23 protein-coding genes are annotated in these 23,640 nt (G+C 46.2%); 15 read left to right on the top strand and 8 right to left on the bottom strand.

What is annotated here, in order from left to right:
* Positions 1-52 precede the first annotated feature (52 nt).
* Entirely contained in the window at positions 53-1,345 is a 1,293-nt protein-coding gene (ilvA, locus tag ACDJ59_RS22235; protein ID WP_017690682.1) for a threonine ammonia-lyase IlvA, read from the top strand.
* 14 nt (positions 1,346-1,359) lie between these two features.
* Positions 1,360-1,947 (top strand): GNAT family N-acetyltransferase, encoded by a 588-nt coding sequence (locus ACDJ59_RS22230; protein ID WP_413405857.1) that lies wholly within the window; start codon positions 1,360-1,362, stop codon positions 1,945-1,947.
* Positions 1,948-2,097: 150 nt separating this feature from the next.
* Here ACDJ59_RS22230 and ACDJ59_RS22225 read toward each other — a convergent pair whose 3' ends face one another.
* Positions 2,098-3,066 carry a hypothetical protein gene (locus tag ACDJ59_RS22225; protein ID WP_413405855.1) on the bottom strand — a complete coding sequence of 323 codons (969 nt, stop codon included), beginning with the start codon at positions 3,064-3,066 and terminating at the stop codon, positions 2,098-2,100.
* Between the two features lie 316 nt (positions 3,067-3,382).
* Between ACDJ59_RS22225 and ACDJ59_RS22220 the strand changes: the two genes are divergently transcribed.
* Positions 3,383-6,553 (top strand): stalk domain-containing protein, encoded by a 3,171-nt coding sequence (locus ACDJ59_RS22220; protein ID WP_413405853.1) that lies wholly within the window; start codon positions 3,383-3,385, stop codon positions 6,551-6,553.
* Positions 6,554-6,773: 220 nt separating this feature from the next.
* Entirely contained in the window at positions 6,774-7,679 is a 906-nt protein-coding gene (locus ACDJ59_RS22215) for an AraC family transcriptional regulator (RefSeq protein ID WP_413405850.1), read from the top strand.
* Positions 7,680-7,705: 26 nt separating this feature from the next.
* Here ACDJ59_RS22215 and ACDJ59_RS22210 read toward each other — a convergent pair whose 3' ends face one another.
* On the bottom strand, positions 7,706-8,518 hold the full coding sequence (locus tag ACDJ59_RS22210; RefSeq protein WP_413405848.1) for a DUF1129 family protein: 813 nt from the start codon (positions 8,516-8,518) through the stop codon (positions 7,706-7,708).
* A gap of 412 nt (positions 8,519-8,930) precedes the next feature.
* Between ACDJ59_RS22210 and ACDJ59_RS22205 the strand changes: the two genes are divergently transcribed.
* The 3 genes from ACDJ59_RS22205 to ACDJ59_RS22195 all read left to right on the top strand — a co-directional run bounded on the left by ACDJ59_RS22205 (position 8,931) and on the right by ACDJ59_RS22195 (position 11,138).
* A complete protein-coding gene (locus ACDJ59_RS22205; protein ID WP_036606058.1) occupies positions 8,931-9,164 on the top strand; it encodes a hypothetical protein in 234 nt (77 codons plus the stop codon).
* 254 nt (positions 9,165-9,418) lie between these two features.
* Positions 9,419-10,249, top strand: a complete 831-nt coding sequence (locus tag ACDJ59_RS22200; RefSeq protein ID WP_036606057.1) for an alpha/beta hydrolase — start codon at positions 9,419-9,421, stop codon at positions 10,247-10,249.
* A 103-nt stretch (positions 10,250-10,352) separates the two neighbouring features.
* A complete protein-coding gene (locus ACDJ59_RS22195; RefSeq protein WP_017690674.1) occupies positions 10,353-11,138 on the top strand; it encodes a DODA-type extradiol aromatic ring-opening family dioxygenase in 786 nt (261 codons plus the stop codon).
* Between the two features lie 172 nt (positions 11,139-11,310).
* Here ACDJ59_RS22195 and ACDJ59_RS22190 read toward each other — a convergent pair whose 3' ends face one another.
* Both ACDJ59_RS22190 and ACDJ59_RS22185 read right to left on the bottom strand, forming a co-directional pair.
* Complete coding sequence (locus ACDJ59_RS22190) at positions 11,311-11,523, bottom strand: hypothetical protein (protein ID WP_017690673.1); 213 nt, start codon at positions 11,521-11,523, stop codon at positions 11,311-11,313.
* A gap of 155 nt (positions 11,524-11,678) precedes the next feature.
* A complete protein-coding gene (locus tag ACDJ59_RS22185) occupies positions 11,679-12,218 on the bottom strand; it encodes a DoxX family protein (RefSeq protein ID WP_413405845.1) in 540 nt (179 codons plus the stop codon).
* 337 nt (positions 12,219-12,555) lie between these two features.
* On the opposite strand from ACDJ59_RS22185, the gene ACDJ59_RS22180 reads away from it, so the two are divergent.
* From ACDJ59_RS22180 to corA, 4 genes are all read left to right on the top strand, one after another.
* Positions 12,556-13,629 (top strand): DUF3048 domain-containing protein, encoded by a 1,074-nt coding sequence (locus ACDJ59_RS22180; RefSeq protein WP_413405843.1) that lies wholly within the window; start codon positions 12,556-12,558, stop codon positions 13,627-13,629.
* A 317-nt stretch (positions 13,630-13,946) separates the two neighbouring features.
* A complete protein-coding gene (locus ACDJ59_RS22175) occupies positions 13,947-14,567 on the top strand; it encodes a DUF47 domain-containing protein (protein WP_017690670.1) in 621 nt (206 codons plus the stop codon).
* Between the two features lie 14 nt (positions 14,568-14,581).
* Complete coding sequence (locus tag ACDJ59_RS22170; protein ID WP_036606054.1) at positions 14,582-15,571, top strand: inorganic phosphate transporter; 990 nt, start codon at positions 14,582-14,584, stop codon at positions 15,569-15,571.
* 307 nt (positions 15,572-15,878) lie between these two features.
* On the top strand, positions 15,879-16,838 hold the full coding sequence (corA, locus tag ACDJ59_RS22165; RefSeq protein WP_036668386.1) for a magnesium/cobalt transporter CorA: 960 nt from the start codon (positions 15,879-15,881) through the stop codon (positions 16,836-16,838).
* Between the two features lie 241 nt (positions 16,839-17,079).
* On the opposite strand, the gene ACDJ59_RS22160 is transcribed toward corA, so the two are convergent.
* Positions 17,080-18,168 (bottom strand): DNA alkylation repair protein, encoded by a 1,089-nt coding sequence (locus ACDJ59_RS22160; protein ID WP_413405840.1) that lies wholly within the window; start codon positions 18,166-18,168, stop codon positions 17,080-17,082.
* A 133-nt stretch (positions 18,169-18,301) separates the two neighbouring features.
* Positions 18,302-18,937 carry a tyrosine protein kinase gene (locus ACDJ59_RS22155; protein ID WP_413405838.1) on the bottom strand — a complete coding sequence of 212 codons (636 nt, stop codon included), beginning with the start codon at positions 18,935-18,937 and terminating at the stop codon, positions 18,302-18,304.
* A 453-nt stretch (positions 18,938-19,390) separates the two neighbouring features.
* Between ACDJ59_RS22155 and ACDJ59_RS22150 the strand changes: the two genes are divergently transcribed.
* Positions 19,391-19,681 carry a YerC/YecD family TrpR-related protein gene (locus ACDJ59_RS22150; RefSeq protein ID WP_017690665.1) on the top strand — a complete coding sequence of 97 codons (291 nt, stop codon included), beginning with the start codon at positions 19,391-19,393 and terminating at the stop codon, positions 19,679-19,681.
* Between the two features lies 1 nt (position 19,682).
* On the top strand, positions 19,683-20,468 hold the full coding sequence (locus tag ACDJ59_RS22145; RefSeq protein WP_413405836.1) for a sirohydrochlorin chelatase: 786 nt from the start codon (positions 19,683-19,685) through the stop codon (positions 20,466-20,468).
* 146 nt (positions 20,469-20,614) lie between these two features.
* Here ACDJ59_RS22145 and ACDJ59_RS22140 read toward each other — a convergent pair whose 3' ends face one another.
* Complete coding sequence (locus ACDJ59_RS22140) at positions 20,615-21,184, bottom strand: TetR/AcrR family transcriptional regulator (protein ID WP_413405834.1); 570 nt, start codon at positions 21,182-21,184, stop codon at positions 20,615-20,617.
* Between the two features lie 168 nt (positions 21,185-21,352).
* On the opposite strand from ACDJ59_RS22140, the gene ACDJ59_RS22135 reads away from it, so the two are divergent.
* Both ACDJ59_RS22135 and ACDJ59_RS22130 read left to right on the top strand, forming a co-directional pair.
* The gene (locus ACDJ59_RS22135; protein ID WP_413405832.1) at positions 21,353-22,279 is read left to right on the top strand and encodes a ketopantoate reductase family protein; all 927 of its coding nucleotides are present in this window, start codon (positions 21,353-21,355) and stop codon (positions 22,277-22,279) included.
* Between the two features lie 71 nt (positions 22,280-22,350).
* Positions 22,351-22,767, top strand: coding sequence for a DUF4395 domain-containing protein (locus tag ACDJ59_RS22130; RefSeq protein ID WP_413405830.1), 417 nt, complete (start codon positions 22,351-22,353; stop codon positions 22,765-22,767).
* Between the two features lie 96 nt (positions 22,768-22,863).
* Here ACDJ59_RS22130 and ACDJ59_RS22125 read toward each other — a convergent pair whose 3' ends face one another.
* The gene (locus ACDJ59_RS22125; RefSeq protein WP_413405827.1) at positions 22,864-23,580 is read right to left on the bottom strand and encodes an NPP1 family protein; all 717 of its coding nucleotides are present in this window, start codon (positions 23,578-23,580) and stop codon (positions 22,864-22,866) included.
* Positions 23,581-23,640 lie beyond the last annotated feature (60 nt).

The raw sequence follows: 23,640 nt of genomic DNA, 5'->3' as shown, positions 1-23,640 counted from the left end.
GAAAAGCAGTGCGCGACATTGCTAGACCATAAAAGCGGAGTGTGGAGACAACATGAAACCAGTTGAACAAGAACCAACGGGAACCACAAGTCCCGGTCGTGCCAGTGTTGGCATGGAAGATATCGTACGCGCACATCATGTGCTGCGTGAGGTCATTGTAAGAACGCCGTTACAGCGGGATGCTGTATTGTCGGCCAAATATAACTGTAATGTGTATCTGAAAAGGGAAGACCTTCAAGTGGTGCGTTCGTTCAAAATTCGAGGCGCCTATAATATGATTCGCAGTCTGACACCAGCCGAGATGGAGAAGGGTATTGTCTGTGCGAGTGCGGGCAACCATGCTCAGGGTGTCGCTTTTAGCTGTAATGCGCTCGGAATTAACGGCAAAATCTTCATGCCGAGTACAACACCGAACCAGAAGGTGAAGCAGGTCAGACGTTTTGGCGGCAGCAACGTTGAAGTGGTGCTGATCGGGGATACGTATGATGATGCATACGCAGAAGCAATGCGTGCATGTGACGAACAGGGCATGACGTTCATCCATCCTTTTGATCAACCGAAGATTATTGCAGGTAATGGTACGGTAGCGATGGAAATCATGGAAAGTCTCGATGAGAATGCCGACTATGTATTCGTGACGATTGGTGGCGGAGGGTTGGCAGCCGGCGTGGGAACCTACATGAAGACCGTGAGTCCAGAGACACGCATCATTGGAGTTGAGCCACTTGGGGCAGCTTCCATGAGTGAGGCGATGTTCCGCAAACAGGTTGTGACGTTGGATGACATAGATAAATTCGTGGATGGCGCAGCGGTGAAACGGGTTGGTGATCTCACCTTTGATATCTGCAATAGTATACTTGATGACATTGTGAAAGTGCCGGAAGGCAAAGCCTGCACAACTATTCTGGAACTATATAATGAAAATGCGATCGTTGTCGAGCCTGCCGGTTCCTTGGCTGTTGCGGCGCTGGAGCAGTATCGTGAGCAAATCGTGGGCAAGACGGTGGTCTGCGTAATTAGTGGCGGTAACAACGATATCGACCGGATGCAGGAGATCAAGGAACGTTCCCTCATATATGAAGGTCTGAAGTATTATTTCATGGTTAATTTCCCGCAGCGTGCAGGAGCTTTACGTGAATTCCTGGAGGAAGTTCTAGGGAAAAATGATGATATCACCCGGTTTGAATATACGAAAAAGCATGATAAGGAAAATGGCCCTGCCTTGGTGGGCATCGAGCTGATGTACAAGGAAGATTACCACCCGCTCATTGAACGCATGAACCGCAAAGGTATCGCCTATACCGAACTGAACAAAAATCTAAATCTGTTCAACATGTTAATCTGATGAATAATTCAAAGATGCCATCAGATCACCAAGAAACATCTCCTCTGATCAGACCTGCGCGCATAGAAGATGCAGATCAGGTCATTCCGTTACTGTATCAGGCGATAGGAGATATAACTTACTCGCTAGCGGGTGAGGCGGATCATGAGAAGGCGATGCAGATTTTGCAGGAGTTCTATGTACAGGAAGACAACCGGATTAGCTATCGTCATGTGACAGTGATGGAGCGGGATGGGTTGATTGCGGGGATTCTGGTAGCCTATGATGGCGGAGAAGCAGATCGTCTGGACCAGCCGATTCTGGATCGACCTGGACGAAGCCAGGAAGAGAAGTATGCTTTGGTTAAAGAAACCCGTCCGGGGGAGTATTATCTGGATACTCTCTCGGTAAGTGAAGCTTATCAGGGGCAGGGCATCGGCCGGGCACTGATGGCTGCTTTTGAGCAGCAGGGCAGAGATCTGGGTCACTCGCAGGTATCCCTGATTGTAGAACGAGACAACGGCCGTGCGCTAATGCTGTACGAACGGCAGGGATATGTCAAAGACGATGTGATTGTCATCGCAGGACATGAGTACAATCATATGGTCAAACCGATTCAATAGCGCAGGGAGCTGACGGATTGAGTCAGTTCTGACGATAGAAACAAGAAGAAACCGCCACAGGAGCGAATCCTGTGGCGGTTTTTTGTCGTGGTTATCTGTTGGGATTTAGCCTGAATTTGAACCGGGTGTTAACCGTGGGAGCAGATTAATTCAATAATTCGCGTAGTCGCTGACCGGCACATTCTGCTCCAGCCATTTCTCGACAGCAGTCGTTTTCTCATACTTCGATTCCTTAACCACGTCCATAAAGGCATCCAGCCTGGTGAGGAATTCACTATCGACGGATGCAAGACGCTGCAAGACGCCGTTGTAGCCTCTTTGGGCGTTCGCTACCATTTTATTCGTGTCATAATCAAACAGCGGTGTATTGTTCAGCCCATAAAAGGTATACAGGGTATAACTGTTTAACAGATTCTGCACCTGCTTGGCCCGATTTGATTTTGGATGCAGCTCCAGGAATCTTTCCTGGCTCAGTGCTCGAAGGAGAATTTCCTGATAGCCAATGACCAGAGCACCGTCATCCTCAGGCAAGTTTTTCGTTTCCTTTGTCATGATACTGATGTAGCTTGAGATGTCCTCTTTAATTACAGAGGTATATTTCACGAATGCGGCATAATTCATTATGGGATAGAGGGAGCCTTCGAGCATGACGAGGCGGTAGCCGCTGTCACGGGCTTCTTTTAATAGTGCAAGCAGATCGGAGTCCTGGGTACGCTCCATGAGTTTGGTAAAGCTATCATTCAACTTGTAAGCCTTGATCATCTTGTCCTGAACGTTAGGAACGAGCAGGCGGTCTGTCATGGCGCTTAGCGCCTTCAGGCGAGCATTCTCCAATTGAAGCACCATCAGGGTGGCGTGATGCTTTGTTACTTTTTTGATATGAGATTCGAGATAAGTATCCGCGGCAGGCAAGCCGTTCTTTTTGTAGAGCATGGACTGAAATGTTTTATATATCGTTGTTGAACTGGCAGTCGTGACTTTGGTATCTGTACTGGAAGATGTGGCAGCAGCGACTACGGATAATGGAGCGACAGCCGTTTGGAGCAGCATGAGGATGGCGGTGGCTGTAATGAAGGTGCGCATGCCTGTACGTTTGGCAGATTGGAACGATGATGTCATAGATCTGAACCTCCCGTAGTTAAGAAAATGATAGGTCTTGTTCACTAGTCACTATACATTAACCCAATTGAGGCAGGATGTGGTTGCGGAATGGTGACAAATTCTTCTGTTATTTTTAACTTTTGGAGGGTGGAAGATAGAGGAAGTTTTCTGAGAAAATATTTTTTGTACAACTGGAAACTTTTGAGCCGATCGGAACGTCTTAGTTGTGCATAGGTAAATACAGGAATTAATGAAAAGAACAGCGAATCTATTTCGATGTTAACTAAATGCGAGAATGGGGATATGGGATATGAGGAAAGCGGGAGGAAAACAAGTGAAGAAGGTAATGTCAGCGCTGGCTGTATCGGCCATGCTGATGTCTGCACTTCCAACGTCGGTTATGGATGCAGCCGCGAGAATCAGCATATACATCAATGATGCAGAGTTATCATCTGCTCAGGCACCTGTCATGAAAGGTGGACGCGTACTCGTTCCGCTTCGGTCGATTTTTGAAGGATTGGATGCGAAGGTACAATACACGAACAGAACCAAAACGATTGTTGCAACTCGCGATGATCAGGAAGTTACTTTGAAACTTGGTTCCAAAACGGCATACATCAACGGGGAAGCGATATCGCTGGATGTACCTGCAAACACGATTAAGGGCAACACGATGGTTCCAATTCGTTTTGTCAGTGAAGCTTTTGGAGAAAAAGTGTTCTGGAACTCACGCAATCAGCGTGTAGATATCAAGACAACGGCAACACCTCCAGTGGATGAGACACAATATGCTGCATGGAACATCTATGGTTCGGTATCCGGAAGTAACGGAGATGGTCGTGACTTGACCGTGAGCTTCACACGTCCAACTTCAGAGAAGGCGGTATCTGCTTACCGGATTATGCTGGTAAAAACTCGCGATGTGAATAGCTTTACGGAGTCCTCAGCAACTGCCGTACCTTCTGCAAACTATACATCTGTTACACCAAATGGCAGCAACCCGAAACTGACACTTAATGCACAGACGCGTGACGTAAACGGGGATTTTCTCAATAGTAATGAAACGTATCGTCTGTATGTACTGACTGTTGGTAACAGCAGCAATAATTATAAAAATGCATTGAACTGGTCTTCCCAAGCATTGAAGCTCAATAATGTAAAATCCACAGTACAGGCGGTTACAAGTCTGCGTGCCGCAGATATCAGTGACTATGGCGATGGCCGCGATCTGGAGATTAACTTCACGCAGCCGAGCACGACATCGAACATTACGTATTATCGTGCTTTTGTTGTTAAAGCGAAGGACTCTTCTGCGTTCAATCTGGCTGCAGCGAACAAAGTGTCCAGTGCAAACTCCACGATCATATACAAAGGAAACAGTACCGCAGTGAAAAGCCAGCTAACCTCTTCGACACGGGATACGTCTGGCGAAATGATTAAAAGTGGCACAGCGTATGTGGTCTACATCTTGTCGGTAAGCACTAATACAACAACAGACAGCAAGCTGTCCGCAGCATCATCTTCACTTACGTTGTCCGTGAACACAGCAACGTCTCCAGTAATTACGCAGGTGAAGGATAACTCGGATTATGGAGATGGTCGTGACATTCAGGTGAGTTTCAACCGTTCATCAGATGAGTCCAAGGTGGCGAATTATCGCGTCTTTGTGGTGCGTAACTCGGTTGCCAGCAGCTTTAATCTGACAACGGCGAGTAATCTGTCCTCCAGTCTGTACTATACGGTGAACAAAACAGGTAACAACATTACAACGACTTTGCCTTCATCCATGAAGGACACAAGTGGTTATAACGTAACGAATCTGCAAGATTATCGCATCTTTGTGATGGCGGTGGGCAATCAGCAAAATGGATACACCAATGCGCTGTCAGCTTCCTCCACTGTGCTGAGACTTACAACGAACGGTAACGCGGGAGTTATTAGTAACTTGGCTGTTGCTGATATTAGTGACTACGCTGATGGGCGCGATCTGCGGGTTTCGTTCAACAAAGCTGCGGATGAGTCCAGAATCTCTGCCTACCGAGTATATGTAGTTCGTTCCGCTAATGTGGGCAGCTTCACGCTGAGCGCAGCTAATGCGTCGAACAACTATACACAGGTGAACAAAACGGGTGGTAACTTGTCCGTTACGCTTCCGAACTATGCGGTAGATACCAATGGTTACACCATTACCAATAACGTTGCTTATCGGGTATTCGTGCTGTCGGTGAATAACAACGGAAACTCCAGTCAGAATGCTTTGTCTGGTTACTCTTCCCAAATTACGTTGACACAGAACGCAGCTATAACGGCTCCGAGTAATGTGACTGCAACGGACATTGGGGATAATGGAGATGGTCGCGATATTCAGGTAACCTTCAATAAATCCGCAGATGAGACGAATGTAAGAGAATATCGAGTGTTCGTAGTGAAGGCGAATAGTACGTTGAGCCTGTCTACGGCGAGTGCTTTAAACAGTGCATACTATACGTCAGTGGGTAAAACGGGAAATAACCGATCGTTCACATTGCCGAGTGGGACAATAGCGACGGATGGTAGCAAGATTATCAACGGTGTAGAATATCGTGTATACGTTTTAGCTGTAAATAACAACGGGTCCCTGTCAAATGCGCTTTCTTCAGCATCAGGCATAATCAAATTAAATACTACGTCTACAGTGGAAGCAGTGAGCAGTGTTAAGGCAACTGTGAAAGAGGCATCGCAAGCAACAGGGGATGCAACAGATATTTTGATTACTTTCACGAAGCCCCGGAATGACACTGGAATTTCCAATTATGCAATAATGATAGTGCCTTCAAGTCAGGTTGATGTGTTTAACTTAAGTACAGCTAAAGCAGTTTTGAAATTAAATAAATACTTGAGTGTATCTAAGAATGGGTCAAGTACCGACGTCCAGCCTTTTGCGGTTACAACTGATGTTAATGGAGCTCCAATCGACTCAAGCAAATCCTATCAGGTCTTTGTCTTATCCGTGTCCGACAGCAACACACGTGAATCAAGTCTTTCTGGAGCGTCTAATATCATTAAGGTGAATCCGAAACAGCAACAACCGGTCGAAGTGAAGGCCGCAAGCCTTACTGCAACCGATGCAACTGGAGCTCAAGGACCTGCAATAAAAATTAATCTTACTCCGAATGCAACTGAACAAGGAATATCTCAATATAAAGTTTTTGTCGTGAAAAACGTTTCTAACTTTACTTTACCTGTAGCAAACGGTGTAAACAATACTGATCGCTTCCAGATTTTAGTAACAGGATCTAAAGAAGACCTGACACTGACCCTTTCGAAAGATACAGATGGCGATGCAATTGTTGCTGGAACGTCTTATCAAGTGTATGTCTTGTCTGTTGCGGATCAACAGCAAGCGACGATTAACGCTTTATCCGCTCCTGCCTCAGTGCAATTGGCAGCTGCTCAGCAGCCAGCAACAGGTAGTCCAGCTTCTGATACCCCAGTGGTAGATCCAAATAATACAACATCACCATAAATTTGTGGCTCACGTGTTTCGAACTATGAATTACTGTTTAACTACTCAAACTCCCTTTTCATTTGAAAAGGGAGTTTTTTATTATCCTAGCGAACTGCCTCACTTACTAATTGAAAATCTTGTCGCTAAAAAGGTTCCTTAGACCATTGCTGCAATGGGACAAACAAATGGATAATAGAAGGAATAAGTTAAAAGCCTATGAGCCGAAAGGAATGATGGAATGCTTGCGTTTCGTTTGACGGGCCTGCCGGATTCCCGGTTGCCGCTGTACCTGTATTGTGTGGGCACGCAGGAAGAGAAAGTTCTGCATAGACCGGATGGATTTCCGGTGTATCAGTTGTTTTTGTCACGCGGTGGTGAAGGGCAGTTCAAGATAACGGGAAAAGGGACATGGACGATAGGAGCAGGGCAGTTATTCATCGTGGAACCCGAGGTTGCGCATGAGTATGTGCCTCATTCCAAATCCAAAGGGGAACTGGGTTATATCGGTATTGGCGGTACATCGGCTGGATCGGTACTACAATCCACGGGTTTGCTTCAGAACGAACCGTGCCATATCTCCGGTTTTGAAGTCATCTGGTCACGCATGACCAATCTCTGGCACGCGCTGGATCAAGGAGCAACGGAGATGTGGAACACATCAACCCTGATCTACCAGCTCATTTTGGATATAGCACAATTGAAAATTTCATCTGATGTCGGCATAGGAGATATTGGATCATCTAGGGCACAGGATGGCACTGTAAAACACTCTAATCGGGAGTCCGATCCGAGCAAGGATGCACTCGTCCGAGCAGTAGCATTGATGCATACGCACTACCAGGATGACCTGTTATTGAAGCATGTTGCTGACGCAGTGGGTTATTCGGTGCAACATCTCAACCGACTATTTCACCAGCATTATGGCGTGACAGGACATCAATATATGCAACGATTACGTTTGCAGAAGGCTTCGGACTGGATGGACAAGCATCCACGAGCAAGTGTACGAGAGGCGGCAGAGACCGTAGGGATGGAAGTGAACTATTTTATCCGGATATTCAAGCGGGAGTTTGGAGAGACACCGGGCAAAGGAATCAAACATCGGAACCAGCTCCAAATGGAAAAAGACCTCACGAATTCGTGAAGCCCCTTAATCGATTATATAACGTGTTATGCTGTTTTCTTTTGTCCAAATAAAGGCCTTACCGTTGCAAGTCCCACAACTCCGATCACTGCACTCACCCACGGAGCCAGTGCAAATACCGGAAGTTTATCACGCAGTGGATACCCTACAAAGAGCACAAGGACCACGATGACGATGTAAATGATGATTCCCTTAAGGTTAACCTTAGGTACGGTGTTCTTGTCCGCTCCTTCATCGTCCGGTCGCTCAGCAAGACGGCGAAGCATCTCCACCAATGCAATACCGCCAACTGCCGCAACGATCAGAGAGAACAGACTGATGTGTTGGAACGGTTCCGTATCTCCACCAGTCCAACCCACGAACAATCCCACACATCCTTGAATCAACATGACAAAAGACAAAGCCGCCCAAGCGATCATGGCATACCACATTGGTGTCCGTTTCACAGGCTCTGGATTCTCGGTTGGCTGTGGTTCTACAGCGTTGGCATTCTTTTTCGATGAAGCTGTTGAACTATTATCACGGGTTGGGCTGGATTTACCCACCTCAACGGCAGCCGTCTTCTCCGGTGCTGTATTTGTAATCCCGAGCTGTGCATGGATGTCTTGTTCCAGATCAGGTCCGTATAACTCGCGAGCGGGTTTGTTATCCCGCTGAGCCTGTACGATCGCTTTTCCTGCGGAGAGTATCCACTCTTCCTGTGTTCTCTCGTCCGCTGGCGCATGACGCGCAATTGTGCTGATCTCGTCATACAATTTCACATGTTCAGGTGTCATTCGACTCATCTCAGTTATTTGCCGATTCTGTATTTCTTTAAGCTTTTTATAGGAAATCCCCAATGATTGCTCCCCCTGTCTACACACGTTCTGATCTTCCAATTGTCTGAAGACCCTGACGGTATTTTAGTATACGGGAAGGGCTCTCGTTTCGCAAAGTCATTCCTTATAAAAAAGCTGCTCATGGTGGACCCATATCCATACACAGGCCAGTATAACACAAGTGCATAACAGCACCAGTTTACCGTGATGTTGAATCCATTCCAGTAGATGTTCCATGAATTCATTCCTTTCGGCAGAAGGATTCCGAGGCATATGCTGCCTATGTTTGTTCGTTTATTTTCCCCTGTTCATGTGAAAAAATACCCTCACGCCTCCCAGATCTAACGATTGTGTGAAGTATGCATAAAGAGCAGCCGATTCCATCACAATAGTAGCATTTCCAACAGAAATCCAAGATTGGAGTGTGCTTGTTATGGATAAACAAACAGAATTGACCCGGAAGCTGCTACTGAACAGCAACTCCCGTGGAGTCGTGGACGAGGTTGTATCCTTTGAGGAGAATCTGGAGGATACGGAGTATGCAGAAGAACTGACAGATGGCAATTTGAAGGGAAGAAGTTTCTGGGACAATACTGATTCGGGTCATGAGCATGAGTGGAATGGACGGGTGGAGACTCACGAGATGTTCCGTAGAAGCTACGAATAACGATCCTGCAACACTTGGTTTGAATTCCAAATGATATCTGGGCCAGCTGTCATCAGCGTGGCTCATTTTTTTGCGCTTATTATCCGATAAAATGTAGATTGGTAGTCGACGTAGAAAGGGTTTTTACTTACGTTGACTTGAAGGTTACGGGATGATAATATATGAATAACATCTTAATACACACTAAACTTATCGGATTATATATATTTAATAAATGGAACTCTAAAGGCTAAGCGTGGAAAGGGGAAATCGGTATGGAACGTCAGATCAGTATCCGTCATGGACAGGAAGAATTAACAGCCACGATTCATTATCCGGTCGTGAAAGATATCAAGGAGGAGAAGAGTCAGCAACGGGTCCCTCTGGCGGTCATCTGCCACGGCTTCGTTGGTAGCCGGATCGGCGTGGATCGTTTATTTGTAAAGACTGCACGGGAGCTGGCTGAAGACGGTTATCTGGTCCTGCGTTTCGATTATATCGGTTGCGGAGAGAGCAGCGGGGAGTACGGAGCGGAGGGACTGGAGTCCATGGTGCTGCAGACCCGTTCGGTGCTGGATTACGCGGTGAATTGCAGTGATGTAGATCCTACGCGTGTTACGCTGATTGGTCATAGTCTGGGTGGTGCCGTTGCATTACTAACTGCTGTACGTGACAAACGTGTCAAAAACCTGGTTATGTGGTCCTCCGTGGGTTATCCATTCAATGATATCGTGAAGATTACGGGACGGGAAGTATACGATGAAGGCGTGAAACTGGGTGCGGCTGATTATCTCGGATACAAATTCACACCGACGTTCTTCGAGTCTCTTGCTGAACAACAGCCATTCCAGGAAGCAGTTAAGTTTAGCGGAGATGTACTCGTCGTGCATGGCACGTCAGATGAGATTATCCCTGTAGACTACGCATTCCTGTATCAAAAGGTATTCTGGATGCGCCAAGAGGGCCGCTGTGACAAGGAGATCATCTTCCAGGGCGATCACACCTTCTCTTCAGGTAAAGAGCGGGAACAGCTAATTACGCGTACCAGAGAGTGGCTGGGCGAACGTCAGAAGATCGAGCAGGATTGGCAGCACTGGATGATATAAGTGGCAGGATTACAACTGTTTGGGGATGTCAGCTTGGAAAAGCGCCTTCTTAAGGGTAAAATAGAAGAGTAAGCATTCTATCCGTGTCTGGAGGTTGGCAGCAATGACATTACCCGCACTTTTCATTGCGCATGGTTCTCCCGCTCTGGCGGTGGAGAGCAATGACTACACTCACTTCTTGAACCAGCTTGGAGACAGGCTGCCGGCTCCGAAAGCCATTGTCGTATTTACGGCGCATTGGGATTGCCCTGAACCGTCCGTGACGATGGATGATACACATCAGACCTTGCATGATTTTTACGGATTTCCTTCTACGATGTATACGATGGAATACCCTGCATCTGGGCAGCCAGATTTAGCGAACGAGATATGTGCTTTGTTCACCCGCAGCAATCTGGCACATCAGCCGATTCGAGGCCGAGGGCTGGATCATGGCGTATGGGTACCGTTGCTCCATATGTATCCCGAGGCTAACATTCCTGTGATTGCTGTATCTGTAGACTCGCTACGTACGCCGCAGGAACAGTATGATATTGGCCGAATGCTGGAACAGCTGCGTCATGATGATGTGTTAATCATTGGCAGCGGTGGAACGGTTCACAATTTGCGATTGCTGGGCAATACGGATGAACCGCAAGAGTGGGCGGTTGAATTTGATAACTGGATTGGGGAGCGCTTGCAGCAGTGGAACACAAGAGAACTGTTTCAATATGAGAAAAAAGCCCCTCATGCACGTACGGCGGTTCCGTCGTATGGTACAGAACACATTGCACCTTTGTTCTACGCCATGGGTACAGCGGATATGTCCCGATCAGCGAAGCGTCTATTCCAGTCTTACCCTTACGGAACGCTCAGTTTGAACTGCTGGCAGTTTGGAGACGGCGTGTAACTTGGAACAGACAACAGCCTGATTATGGTGCTTGAAGCCAGTTTCGTACGGATAACATAACGTGTATTAATGCATACAATTACAATATATAAACAAAAGAAGGTTACTGTACACCCTTGAAGGGCTACAGTAACCTTTTTTCATTACAAGGACTTATTCGTGCAATAGATCTTTATTTGCGGATTTCGAACAATTCACAGTCTGTACGCGAATGATAAGCGAGCTCACTGACACTGGATTGTACCACTACGGTGTTGCTGTCAAAACGGATAATGATGCCACCGGAGTCAATCTGGTGATTATCTTTAAAAACTCGAACCTTATACTTCATATTCATGGCTTCCTGGAAGTCTGCATCGGTCTCGAGACGTCGCTGGGTCGGCATATCGTGTACTCCTTTGAAGTTCAACTTTATTTCATCATAATACGATTTTCTGTGGATGGGCAAGTCAGTCAGGCATTCGGGCTGATTTTGAAAAGTAAAAAGCTCTGCTCTCCAGGGGGATTGGGAGCAGAGCCGAGAATTCTATGAATGATTGTTTAAGCTGTTTTTTGAGTTGGGCTAATGGTTGGTGTGTCTTTAGGATGATTGCCTTTGTTGCGAGTGATCAATCCGCGAAGGTAAGGCAGTACCCAGTGATCCAGACCGATTTTACCTGCATTTGCACCAGCAACAACCAGGAAGATTTCCATTACAACCAGTTGAGCATTCGTGCTTACTGTTCCCGAGAAGAGGAACGCGAAGTTCATGACCATAGCCATCAGTGCTGCTAGTGTAGTGAAGCAACCGAGGATGAGACCCAAGCCTACAAGGAATTCACCCAATGGGATAACGAAGTCGAACAGTCCTGCGTTTGGTACTGCGAATTTCTCAAGGAACGTTGCCCACCAAGCTTGGACAGCCGGGTGATCACCTGTTGCTTTTTCTACCGCACCGGCCAAGAACCCGCCAGCTTGGAATCCGCCAGTCAATTTGCTCCATCCATGAGTCATCCAATCATAACCGATATACACCCGAAGTACTGTCAAAATCCACATTGCTACTTTGTTTTCTCTAAGCCATTGGTTTGTGCTGAACATATGAACCACTCCTTTATGGAATCTAGTGTGTGTTGTTTTTGTTTTTCTAAGTGATCACCTTTGATGTCTTTATTGTATAGTTCAAAAGTCGTTTTGTTTGTGATTAAAATCACAATCTAGTTCAAATTTTAAGTAAGGTTTGAGAAGTTCACATTTAGGACATATTTTTCTCGCAATTCGCTGTTTCAAATGTGAATTACACGCTGTATCAAGGCCTTCTGGGCGCAGACAAATCGGGTGGGGTGTGATTAAATGGAAAGAAATACGTGAAATGGTTGCCTACATGAGACATATATCACAACTTAGAACCAGACCATATCGTTCAGGAGGTCCTATATTGAAGCTTTTTAAATGGAAAAAAGCAGCTTCGGCTGCATCGCTGTTTATTCTCTCATTAAGTCTTGTTGCCTGCCAAAACCAGGAGGTGGCGCAGTTGCCAGTTCAGCCAGAACCGACACCTGCACCTATACAAGAAGAACACGTGGAGGAATCCAACACGTCTCTCTATACAGCACCTCTGACGGGTCTGCCTGTAGATGAAGCGATCACGCGTCGACCACTCGCCGTAATGATTAATAATGCACCCGCAGCTCGGCCCCAATCGGGTCTAAGTTCAGCCGATATCATTCTTGAAGTTCTCGCTGAGGGAGGCATTACCCGTTTCATAGCCATCTTCCAGAGTGAAGGCGGTGCGGAGACGGTTGGACCCGTTCGCAGTATACGTCCATATCTAATTGAGCTCGGCGAGAGTTATGATGGGGTCCTTGTTCATGCCGGAGGCAGTCCGGAGGCGTATTCCATTTTGCAAAGGCAGCAGAAACAGCATATGGATGAAATCTCGAATGGTGGACCTTACTTCTGGCGTTCCTCGGATCGTAAAGCCCCACATAATCTGTATACTTCAGCGGACAAGCTGAGAGAAGGGTCAGACATCAAGGGTTACAGCCATGATTTCAAGTCGCCGGTATACAATTATAACGAAGAAGGCGCGACATCCGTAGGAGAGGCAGTGAAGCAATTTGATATCCATTATTTATTGGATAGTTACCGGGTGACGTATGATTATGATGAAGTTAGCGGACGATATATGAGAATGGTGAATGGCAAGGCAGATCAGGATCTGGATAATGGGACTCAACTTGGTGCAGCAAACATCATTGTGGCAGGTGCAGATCACAAGGTGCTCGATAGTGTAGGTCGGTTGTCCGTTAATTTGGAACAGGGCGGGGAAGCCATGCTCTTTCAGAAGGGCAAGATGATTCGTGGGCAGTGGGTGAAGAAGCAGGGGGATATTATACGGTTTGTTCAGGGTGGCAGTGAAGTTGCTCTTGTACCGGGTAAAACTTTTATCAGCATTGTTCCCAATCAACCGGAATTTTCCAGTCATGTGAAGCTGGCTGTGCAGCAATAAAAGGATGTAATGAAAGAAAACAATGAAACATGTATTCATTTTGTCGTCGAAAAGGCATTATATTTGTCCTTAGCGTGAAAAGTAGAATCGTGTCGATTCTGAATTTTGATGTCGAATTGTAAACGCAGTGTAAAATCTTGACTTGAATTTACCATTATTCCAAATAATTAAGATTCATTTCAGATTAATGTGATAAGAATATAAAAAAGGATCACACCTTTTGTACAAACCATGAAACAAATATGATAAGATATCAAAGGTTGTCATTTCATGTTTCATCGGTTGTCGGCAATTTTTCTCGTAAAGGGGATAGAGCTATGAAGCTTAAGAAGAAGAAGGATATATTTTTTGAGACACTGGAGAATATGGCAGATACGGTTGTTCAAGCGGCAGATTATTTCTCCCAGCATGTTTCCAACCTTCAGGATGTGACTCTTTTTGCTAATGAAATGAAGAAGTACGAGTCGAAATGTGATGATTACGTGCATACGATCATTACAGAACTCAACAAAACATTTATCACGCCGATCGAACGCGATGATATTATGGAGCTGACAACAACACTTGATGACGTATTGGACGGACTCGAAGCAACGGCTTCCCGTTTCTATATGTACCAACTGACAGATCCAGATGATGAGTTCGTCATACAGTTTGCTGAAATTTTGCGTCAATCTGCTTACGAAATTCAGAAGGCGATCCATTTACTGTCCCAGAAAAAATTGCTCGCGATCCGTGAGTACACCATTCGTTTGAATGATCTGGAAAACCAAGGCGACGAAGTGCTGCGCATGTGTATCAAACATCTCTTCGCTACCGTGTCTGATCCGATTGAACTGATCAAGCGTAAGGAAATTTACGAACGTCTTGAGACAACAACGGATGCTTGTGAAGACGTAGCGAACGTGCTTGAATCCATCATTATGCGTAATTCTTAAGGAGCCAGAGAATAATGGAAACAACGATTTGGGTATTAGGTATAGTCGTCTTCCTTGCACTGGCGTTTGACTTCATCAACGGTTTTCACGACACGGCCAATGCCATTGCGACTTCGGTCTCAACCCGAGCACTGACGCCGCGTCGAGCTATTCTTATGGCAGCGGTGATGAACTTTGTCGGTGCGATGATGTTCACAGGTGTTGCGAAGACGATTGGGGGGAGTGTGACCGACCCCACCACGCTGGATAACGGGATAGAGGTCGTCATAGTCACCTTGATATCAGCGATTATCTGGAACCTGGTTACATGGTGGTTCGGTATTCCGTCCTCATCCTCACATGCACTTATTGGAGCCCTTGCAGGTGCCGTACTCGTTGGCGCAGGATCTGATAAAGTGAAATGGAGCGGATTCATTGATATCGTCGGAGGTTTGTTGTTATCACCTCTGATCGCGTTTGCCATCGGTTATGTGGTCATGACGATTCTCAAATATATTTTCGCCAAACGCAGTCCGCATAACGTGAACAAAGGTTTCCGTACGGTACAGATTTTCACGGCAGCACTGCAAGCATTCACACATGGTACGAATGATGCACAGAAAGCGATGGGGATTATTACGTTTGCTTTGGTTGCAGCAGGTGTGCAGGATAATCTGGATGTTCCGCTGTGGGTTAAAATTTCAGCGGCAACAGCGATGGCTCTGGGTACGTCCATCGGTGGATGGAAAATCATCAAAACGATGGGTACCAAAATCTTTAAAATTGAACCGATTAATGGTTTTGCTGCGGATATTTCAGCTGCTTCCGTTATTTTCACAGCAACGTTGCTTCACCTTCCAGTTAGTACAACGCACGCGATCACATCAGCTATTCTGGGTGTGGGTTCCGCGAAACGTTTCTCTGCTGTGAAATGGGGACTTGCTGGACGTATCATTATTACGTGGTTCATTACGATTCCGATTACTGCGGGACTGGCAGGATTGCTCTACTGGATTATTTTCTAAAAAGAGAAGTTATCCCGAACGAATTCGGGGTTACCAGACAATCTGTTCATAACTGTGTGAATATCGGGATATGTGGACAATTATACAACCAAAATCAAGAGACGCCTGTGCATGAACGTGTGGACAGGCTGGATATGTGGATAGCCATCCGTGGAATGATAAACCAAAAGAAGATATTCCTGTGGATACAGGGAACTGTGGATAGGGAAATGAGAGAAGCCAACAGGGTTGGCTTTTTTTGTTGTCGAGTTTGAAGGTACCTGTGTACAATAACGTAAAGATACAGGACAAGGATGTGGTCTAATTTATGATTCGTACACTCGCCATTACACGAGAACATCAAGTCTCCGTTAACGTACCACTTACGCAGCTGGATCTGAACGATTACGCCTGGGTATGGGCCGATTTTAACCAGCCGACGGAAGAGGAAAGCCGTTTGCTGGATACATATTTTCATTTTCACCCTTTAGCTATTGAGGATTGTCTGCATGTGTTGCAGCGGCCAAAGCTTGATTATTATGATAATCTGCAGTTTCTTGTACTACATGCACTGAACCCGTCCACACTGGAAGCCGAGGAGGTTGACTTGTTTCTCGGATCAAACTTCCTAGTGTCTTTTCATCATGGAGTTTTGGAGGAAGTAGATGAAGCGTGGGAGCGCTTGTTGCACCATGCGCATGAACGAACCATCTGGGCGCGAGGTCCGGTGGCAGCAGCCTATACGGTGATGGACAAGCTGGTCGATCATTATTTTCCGTCTCTATTTGCGATTGAGGATGAACTGGCCGAACTGGAGAACCGGGGTGGACAGGAGTCGGTTGAAGACTTGATGAACCAGGTGTTTGATCTGCGGACTCGATTGCTGAAGCTCAGACGAACGGTAGTACCGATGCGGGATCTGCTCTATCGGGTGGTCAATTCCCAGCATGTACAACGAACAGGTGAACATACGGCTTATTTTACCGATATCTATGACCATTTATTGAAGCTGACGGACATGATTGAAGCCGATCGGGAGATGACCGCTGACCTGCGCGACAGTTATATTTCCCTGAACTCCAACCGGATGAATCAGATCATGAAGACACTCACGGTGATTACGACTGTATTTATGCCGCTCACACTGATCGCGGGTATTTATGGCATGAACTTTGCCTATATGCCTGAGCTTCAATGGAAATTTGGGTATGGTGCGGTGCTGTTATTAATGTTTGTGCTTGGCGGGAGTATGGTGGCCTGGTTTGTAAAACGGGGCTGGTTTAAGTGAGAAATTGTTATACATTTCGACTCTGAATGCAGCTTTCTTCCAGAAAGCTTAGCGTCAGGCGTTTCGGTCTTCATGAAAAAGGCCACTGAGCAATGATCTCGGGCAGAAATTACTGTCGGGAGATGATGTTTGCCAGGTGGCCTTTCTGATTCTTCTATTAGAAGTTTTGAAAAAAAATGTATCCACATGTGAATAACTATTCCGCTGCAATAAGCTGTGTATAACTTATGATGACTTCCTTTTACTCCATTTCAAGAACAAAAGAAGTCGTTGCTGCCTCTTTACCATTCACAACAATCGTTAGCGTATGTAGTCCAGCATAGTATTTCCTTGTTGTAATGATTTTGAACGATTGTTTAGTGGCTACTTTGGTTCTGCCTGTCGGGTACATTTTATCGGAGCATTTGAATCGTTTGGGGGCCTGTTTGCCGTTGGCCTTCATATAACCCATCTCATATTCAATTCGCAGCATCTGTGACTCACCGCTCTCATTAACGACATCAAACGAAAAATGAAGATCCTCGCCGATGCTAATCGTATCCTGGACAAGCTGAAGCTGCTCAATGTGAATCGAATCCTGCTCGTTATAACCAAAAAGACTTAGTGCTTTGCTATGTCCTTTCTTCAGTAATGACCTGCTGGCATGCCGGACAATCCAGTCTGTGTGTACATGTTGTCCGTACCAGGTCGTGGCCAGATCCATAACCAGTTCAGGGTGGTCCTTGGAGATGTCATTCAGATGATTGGCGACACTTTTGCGAACATAGAGGGACTCGTCCTGTTTCAATGCATGCAGAATCGGAAGAACAGGTGTTGGATCGGTGATAAAGTTCTGGAGTTTCGCACCCCATGGCAAACGTGGCCGGCTGCCCTCACTGGCAAGTCTGCGGAAATGCTCGTTGTTGCTCTCTGCCCACGCCATCATATGTTTCATCGTTTGGATTGGATAATGTTCAATAAACGGGCGTACCGCGAACTCCGAGCTGGAATAAGGTGTGAAGAGGGTCAGATACTTCATGGATAACTCGTAATCTTCTGGGTCAAGTCCGTTCACTTCGATAAAATCCGGTACAAATAGATATTCAACGCCTCTCATCGTAGGGGCGGCTTGTTCGATAATATGTAATGCTTCCTCATAATTGTCCGGCAGTACCTGGGTCAAAGCCAGTGTGATTCTGCGAATGCGAGCTTTGAATTCCAACTGTTCCCAGCCTTCAGCGAAGACCAATTCATGAAATTGCTGTGTATCCAGCTTCGGGTAGAATTGACGCAACTGTTCGCCGGTCCGATCGATTAATGCGGGAGTGTATTTGTCTTTGATAAGTTCCATGGTCCGCCTCCTTTAGTTACTATCCAGTATACCTCAAATTACAGAAATAAGAACGTGAGTTCCTGAAATTAATTTGTATACGGATGAACGGTGTTAAGGCACCCACCTTCTGTATGGGGGTGCCTGAATTTTTTTAACCTTTGCGACTTTTGGGACGGCGCTTCGTGGAATTGGATTTGCGACGGGTTGGAGTCGTATTACGGCGACGTGGAACATTCGTTGCTTTGTTCCGACGTTTACTTTTGCGTTTGCGGGACGGCTTATATTCTTCATAGTCTGCATCGGCCGCGCTGCTATCCGTTTTTCCTTTTCCAAAAGGCAGAATGCCCATAACGAGCTTCATCATCGGAGCCATCTGCTGGATACCACCGACGACCTTTTGCATTTTGCCTATTCCAGTCATGATTCCATCAATACCGCCGAAGCGGTCGATCATTCCTTTTAACTCACCGATGTTGGCTAATGAAAAGCCGGAACTGCCAGTAGCAGGCGCCGGTACCGGAGCTGGGGGAAGAACCTGAGCTGCACCTCCATAAAAGTTCCCGCCTGGAGCACCTTGCCCATACGGTACGATTGCAGATGCTTCGACTTCACCAAAGCCCGGGTAGTGTGGTTCTACGCCAGGGTACATCGGTTGGATCTGGGTTTCATTCAAAGACCGTGGAACCACGCCGGGCGGCATATAGGCAGAAGTATGTGCCTGCCGATGAGCATGAGAAGACGGACGCTGCCTTGGTGCTGGCTGGCGGTGATAATAATGCTGTGGCATGAACGATCACGTTCCTTCTATGTTGGATTTCGGAATTGCGTTCCATGAGTTGCATGACAGATGTACATCATAGACCCTTGTGGAACTCCCTTTTGTTATACTGTATGTCATTCGCGGAGAGACGGCGTAGGCGGGTATCCCGGAAAACGGGATATTTGCGGATTTGGGCGCATGTAAGATGGCAGGTTCACGAAGAGTGAAATGAAGTTTAGACACAAAATTGTAACATTTAGGAGGATTGAAATCCTACATAAGTAATCGGATATATACAGGTGAAAACTGGGAAAAAGCGCGGAAATTTCGCCCGATGTGCGTGAGGGGAGGACAATAGTACCTTTTGTAAGCGGTAACATGTATTTTTATTCTGTAGTGCGTGAAATCGGTAACGCTTGAAATACCAACTCAGGGTGAGTACAATGTAGGTACACAGTAACCGCTAGGGGATGATATGAAATGCAGCTGAAAAAGCTAAATGATAAAAGCATTGAACAACTATTCGAGGCTATTTTGACGCTAAAAGATATTGAAGAGTGTTATGTTTTCTTTGATGACCTCTGCACAGTTAACGAGATCCAATCCATGTCTCAGCGGCTGGAAGTGGCTCGTATGTTGGGTAAAGGCAATACGTATAACCAGATTGAAGCAGAGACAGGTGCGAGTACAGCTACAATTTCACGTGTGAAACGCTGCCTGAATTACGGTAATGATGGTTATAAAATGACGCTGGAACGCCTGGGACGCTAACATGAAGAAGCCGGGTGTACTCATCATCAGTCACGGTTCACAGGAGCAGACCTGGGTGGAATCCGTCGATGACGCGATCTCCCGGTTGAATCTGCCTGTTCCATTACCGGTTGAAGCCGGTTTTCTTGAACTTGTGGAAGGACGCCTAATCCAGGACGGTATCGACCGACTGGAAGCACAAGGCGTAACCGATATTCTGGTCGTACCTCTATTTGTTTCGTCCGGGAGTACACATGTGGATGAAATTGAATATGCCATTGGTGCAAAGGAAACACCTGATCGAGAGACGGATCTGGAACCGTTCGATGTGAAGGCTCGGGTTCACTTCGGTTATCCAGTGGATAACGATCCGGATATTGCCTTGATGGTGTGGGACAAAGTCCGATTACTGTCGCAGCAACCGGAGAAGGAAACGATCCTGCTGGTAGGCCATGGTAGTATTCATGACGGTTTTCGCGAGCGTTGGGAAGCTGGAATTTCTTCCCTTACAGAGCGTGTGCAGGAAGTTAGTGGTGTAGCCCATACGGATTATGCATTGCTGAATCCGGAGAGTGTGTACGACAAAGTGAAGTACTGGAGCGAAGAGCGGGGGAACCGAGTCATTGTGGCGCCGCTGTTTTTGAGTGCCGGTTATTTTACGAGGAACGTTATTCCGGATCGGCTGCGGGAACTGAACTATGTGTACAGCGGTGAGACACTATTACCACATCCATTGCTTGGACAGTGGCTGGAGCGTCAGATCCAGATTTTGCTGGAGAGATGTAATGAAGTTAAAGCTTCTTCTTGAAGTGATTGCTTTGGCATAGGTGTGTGATTGCATCGCTCGCAGTAATGTCGCATCAATTGATTTGAACTCCATAGCTTCATAAACAATCAAACCACGTCGAAGGACGTGGTTTTTGTTTGTTGTAGATCACTTGAGCGAGGATTAATTTATCTATTAATGGGTGCGTGCAATTGCAGATGTAGCTGCAGTAAACCTATTAATTGGTCAACGATCTCCTCGGCCGGATAAGGCATGGAATTCATAATCCACCACTCCAGGATACCGACTGCAGCGGAAGCAAGAAACTGTATGGTAATCTCTTTTTTCATACCTTCCTGGATGCCACAAGCATCCATTTGATCCTGTACTCCCTGGACCAACAATGTCATCAACTTACTACGGAATGCTGGAATACCTTTTTTAGTAAGAAGTGTGGTATAGGTTGTGGCATGTTGTTCCAGATAGCAGAAGGTTCGGAGCAACGCATCCTTGGCCGTAACGGGTGTTGTAGTAGGGCTTTCGATCATACAGGCATCCAACAACCGCTGCAAATAGGTCTCAATGCATTGATCCAACAGGTCAAACTTGTCAGCGTAATGCAAATAGATTGTTCCTCGGTTTACATTAGCTCGATCAGCAATTTCGTTTATCGTAATTTGCTCGAAATCCTGTTCTTCCAGTAACCCCACAAAAGCTTCGATTATCGCCTTTCGTGTCTTGAGTACTCGTCTGTCCATGGCCCCTCCTATGATGGTTTTCAACAATAAGGAATCATTCGTTGATTATTCAACAAAAACGGATATTTTAACGATTGAAGCACAGTAGGTGCTTTGTTACTCTTATTTTATCAACAAATGTTCATAAAGCAACGAATATTGATAAAATATGAAATAGAGGGATAACCAATGAAAATATTAGTGTATGGTGCAGGTGTTTTGGGCAGTCAATTGGCGCACGTTCTGGTGCGCGGTGGCAATGATGTTACTGTTCTGGCTAGAGGGAAGCGGGCAGAGGAGCTGGAGAAGGATGGAGTCGTCATCCGGCATGTTTTTCAATTCAAAACGACAGTTGATCAGGTTCGGGTAGCAAGAACGTTGGAAGTGGATGACCAATATGATCTGATTTTTGTTGTCATGAAATATAACGATTTTTCTTCAGTGTTACCTATTCTGGCAGAGAATCAGAGCAGCAATATTGTGATTGTGGGAAACAACGCAGATGCGCGAAGCATGCAAAACTTTTTGGAGGAAAACAGCAGGGTAGCAAAACAGATCGCGTTTGGATTCCATGTGAGTGCAGGGAAGCGGGAAAAGGACCGCATGTTATCGGTCGGTGGAGGCAACGGACAAATGGTGATCGGTAGTCTGGACGGTGAAATAGGCTTTAAACCTTTGCTGGATCAAGCTTTCCAACATGTGAAATACAAGTTAAATGTTCTGAGCGATATTGATGCCTGGCTGAAAAGCCATATCATCCCCATTCTGATGCTTAATGTGGTGAGTTTTAATGAGGAGCGTGAGTTGATCAAGTTGGACGGGAACAGAAAGCAAATCCAACATATGATTAGGGCGATGGATGAAGGCTTCAGCGTGCTTGAGGCTATGGGCATAACGATTATACCGGAGATTCAGGCTAAAATGATTCGCAAGCATCAACGGATGTTGTACCTTCTGTTGAAGATCTATAGCATGCTTCCAGTTCATAAGCTGGTCGCGGGTTCTTTTGGAGAGATTGAGGCGTTAAATAATGCATTTACCGATTGGAAAAAGACAACAGGCATCCCGACTCCCCATTGGGACGTGCTGAAAAGAGATTTTACTATCCTTAAATGAAGTGTTGCTCATTAACCCAATACCGACTACAATAAAACCAACTAATAAAATGGGGATAAGGAGATATACAGATGCGGGAAGTGCCCATGAGCTATGTGAAAGCAAATCAGGTCGGTATTGTATTGTTTGTTATACTCTCGTTTGTGTTCAATCCAATTGTAGTTCTGGGAGCGCTGTGGAGCATTCAGGTGGTTGGTCTGGCTTCCAGTGGCAAACTTAATCTGTTTGTGCAAATTGGGAAAGCTGTGTTGACTGGTAAAGGTACAGAGACGCAGGCGGTGGAGCTACAGCGATTCAACAATATTCTGGCCGTGCTCTTCCTGTCTCTGGCACTCATCTCTTTCTCGCTTGGTTGGGTAGCCGCAGGTTATGTATTCTCCGTCATGCTTCTCGCGGCTGCAAGCGCGGCGCTGCTGGGTTATTGTGTAGGCTGCACCGTCTATTTCTGGTACAAACAGCTGCGTGCAGGCAGAAAAATCGGATTTTGAGGTTTGGCTGAAGAAGTGATACAGGTATCCGGGATACTACGATTGCTTCATAACGAAATCCCCCTCAAGTGAACTGTTCACTTGAAGGGGATTTTTTTATCTAAACCAGGCTTTGTTTAAATTGTTGGTGAAATTGTTATCGTTGAAAGGCACGTTGGCGCTACCGAAGTCCGTCGTGTTGAGTGCATTTCGTGCCGCAGAAGTCAGATCGTCCCATCCGATCAAAGGCTGAGTTCCACCCACAGCATTAGTAACGCCAAGCTCATGGTTCAGTGGCCAGGTACTATTGTAGGAAATCAACGGATGGTTACCTTGTGTATTGTTATTGCTCGGTGTAACTTTTGTAAACTGGCCGTGACCGGAATATGCGATAGAGAGGATTTTGGAATTGGCAGCTGCCGGATTATCGACCCACACGACGATTCCTTCCCAATCATGACGATGGCCGAGTCCAGAGGAAGGGGAGTCTTTGGGGAAATACCACGAATACATGATAGCCCACACCCCATTGTGCCATGCGGAGCGGGAGTAGATCTGCCCTGTATTTGAGCTACAGTTCCCATTCGATGAACCGGACGTACTCAAGCCAGCGCTGGTATTGCCCTGTTGATCCACTGCGGGAAAAGGCACACAACCATGATAGACTTTTAGAAATGGCTGAAAACGCTTGGCTGCTTGTTGCATTACGGTGACTGGTGAGACTTCCTGAAATCCGACAACCTGATCATGATTAATTTCTGCTGCTTCAACAACGGTGACCCAAGGAATACATGCCATAAGAAAGACCAGGAGCATTAACACGATTTTTTTCATTTACACTTCTCCTTCAAGGGTATGATGTGGTGCTAAGTTGAGGGTGCACTAAAACTATAT

It is taken from the genome of Paenibacillus amylolyticus, assembly GCF_047302515.1.
Lineage (GTDB): Bacteria > Bacillota > Bacilli > Paenibacillales > Paenibacillaceae > Paenibacillus > Paenibacillus amylolyticus_G.
Note: the sequence above shows the minus strand (reverse complement) of the source record. Positions and strands in the feature narration are given on the sequence as shown.

Bases quoted from the DNA above. Each gene is read 5' to 3' on its own strand.
- ACDJ59_RS22160 (WP_413405840.1), bottom strand. From the start codon at position 18,168: ATGGAACTTATCAAAGACAAATACACTCCCGCATTAATCGATCGGACC.
- ACDJ59_RS22145 (WP_413405836.1), top strand. From the start codon at position 19,683: ATGAAGAAGCCGGGTGTACTCATCATCAGTCACGGTTCACAGGAGCAG.
- ACDJ59_RS22155 (WP_413405838.1), bottom strand. From the start codon at position 18,937: ATGCCACAGCATTATTATCACCGCCAGCCAGCACCAAGGCAGCGTCCG.
- ACDJ59_RS22150 (WP_017690665.1), top strand. From the start codon at position 19,391: ATGCAGCTGAAAAAGCTAAATGATAAAAGCATTGAACAACTATTCGAG.
- ACDJ59_RS22185 (WP_413405845.1), bottom strand. From the start codon at position 12,218: ATGTTCAGCACAAACCAATGGCTTAGAGAAAACAAAGTAGCAATGTGG.
- corA (WP_036668386.1), top strand. From the start codon at position 15,879: ATGATTCGTACACTCGCCATTACACGAGAACATCAAGTCTCCGTTAAC.
- ACDJ59_RS22140 (WP_413405834.1), bottom strand. From the start codon at position 21,184: ATGGACAGACGAGTACTCAAGACACGAAAGGCGATAATCGAAGCTTTT.
- ACDJ59_RS22215 (WP_413405850.1), top strand. From the start codon at position 6,774: ATGCTTGCGTTTCGTTTGACGGGCCTGCCGGATTCCCGGTTGCCGCTG.
- ACDJ59_RS22175 (WP_017690670.1), top strand. From the start codon at position 13,947: ATGAAGCTTAAGAAGAAGAAGGATATATTTTTTGAGACACTGGAGAAT.
- ACDJ59_RS22135 (WP_413405832.1), top strand. From the start codon at position 21,353: ATGAAAATATTAGTGTATGGTGCAGGTGTTTTGGGCAGTCAATTGGCG.
- ACDJ59_RS22130 (WP_413405830.1), top strand. From the start codon at position 22,351: ATGCGGGAAGTGCCCATGAGCTATGTGAAAGCAAATCAGGTCGGTATT.
- ACDJ59_RS22190 (WP_017690673.1), bottom strand. From the start codon at position 11,523: ATGCCGACCCAGCGACGTCTCGAGACCGATGCAGACTTCCAGGAAGCC.
- ACDJ59_RS22230 (WP_413405857.1), top strand. From the start codon at position 1,360: ATGCCATCAGATCACCAAGAAACATCTCCTCTGATCAGACCTGCGCGC.
- ACDJ59_RS22205 (WP_036606058.1), top strand. From the start codon at position 8,931: ATGGATAAACAAACAGAATTGACCCGGAAGCTGCTACTGAACAGCAAC.
- ACDJ59_RS22125 (WP_413405827.1), bottom strand. From the start codon at position 23,580: ATGAAAAAAATCGTGTTAATGCTCCTGGTCTTTCTTATGGCATGTATT.
- ilvA (WP_017690682.1), top strand. From the start codon at position 53: ATGAAACCAGTTGAACAAGAACCAACGGGAACCACAAGTCCCGGTCGT.
- ACDJ59_RS22200 (WP_036606057.1), top strand. From the start codon at position 9,419: ATGGAACGTCAGATCAGTATCCGTCATGGACAGGAAGAATTAACAGCC.
- ACDJ59_RS22195 (WP_017690674.1), top strand. From the start codon at position 10,353: ATGACATTACCCGCACTTTTCATTGCGCATGGTTCTCCCGCTCTGGCG.
- ACDJ59_RS22225 (WP_413405855.1), bottom strand. From the start codon at position 3,066: ATGACATCATCGTTCCAATCTGCCAAACGTACAGGCATGCGCACCTTC.
- ACDJ59_RS22170 (WP_036606054.1), top strand. From the start codon at position 14,582: ATGGAAACAACGATTTGGGTATTAGGTATAGTCGTCTTCCTTGCACTG.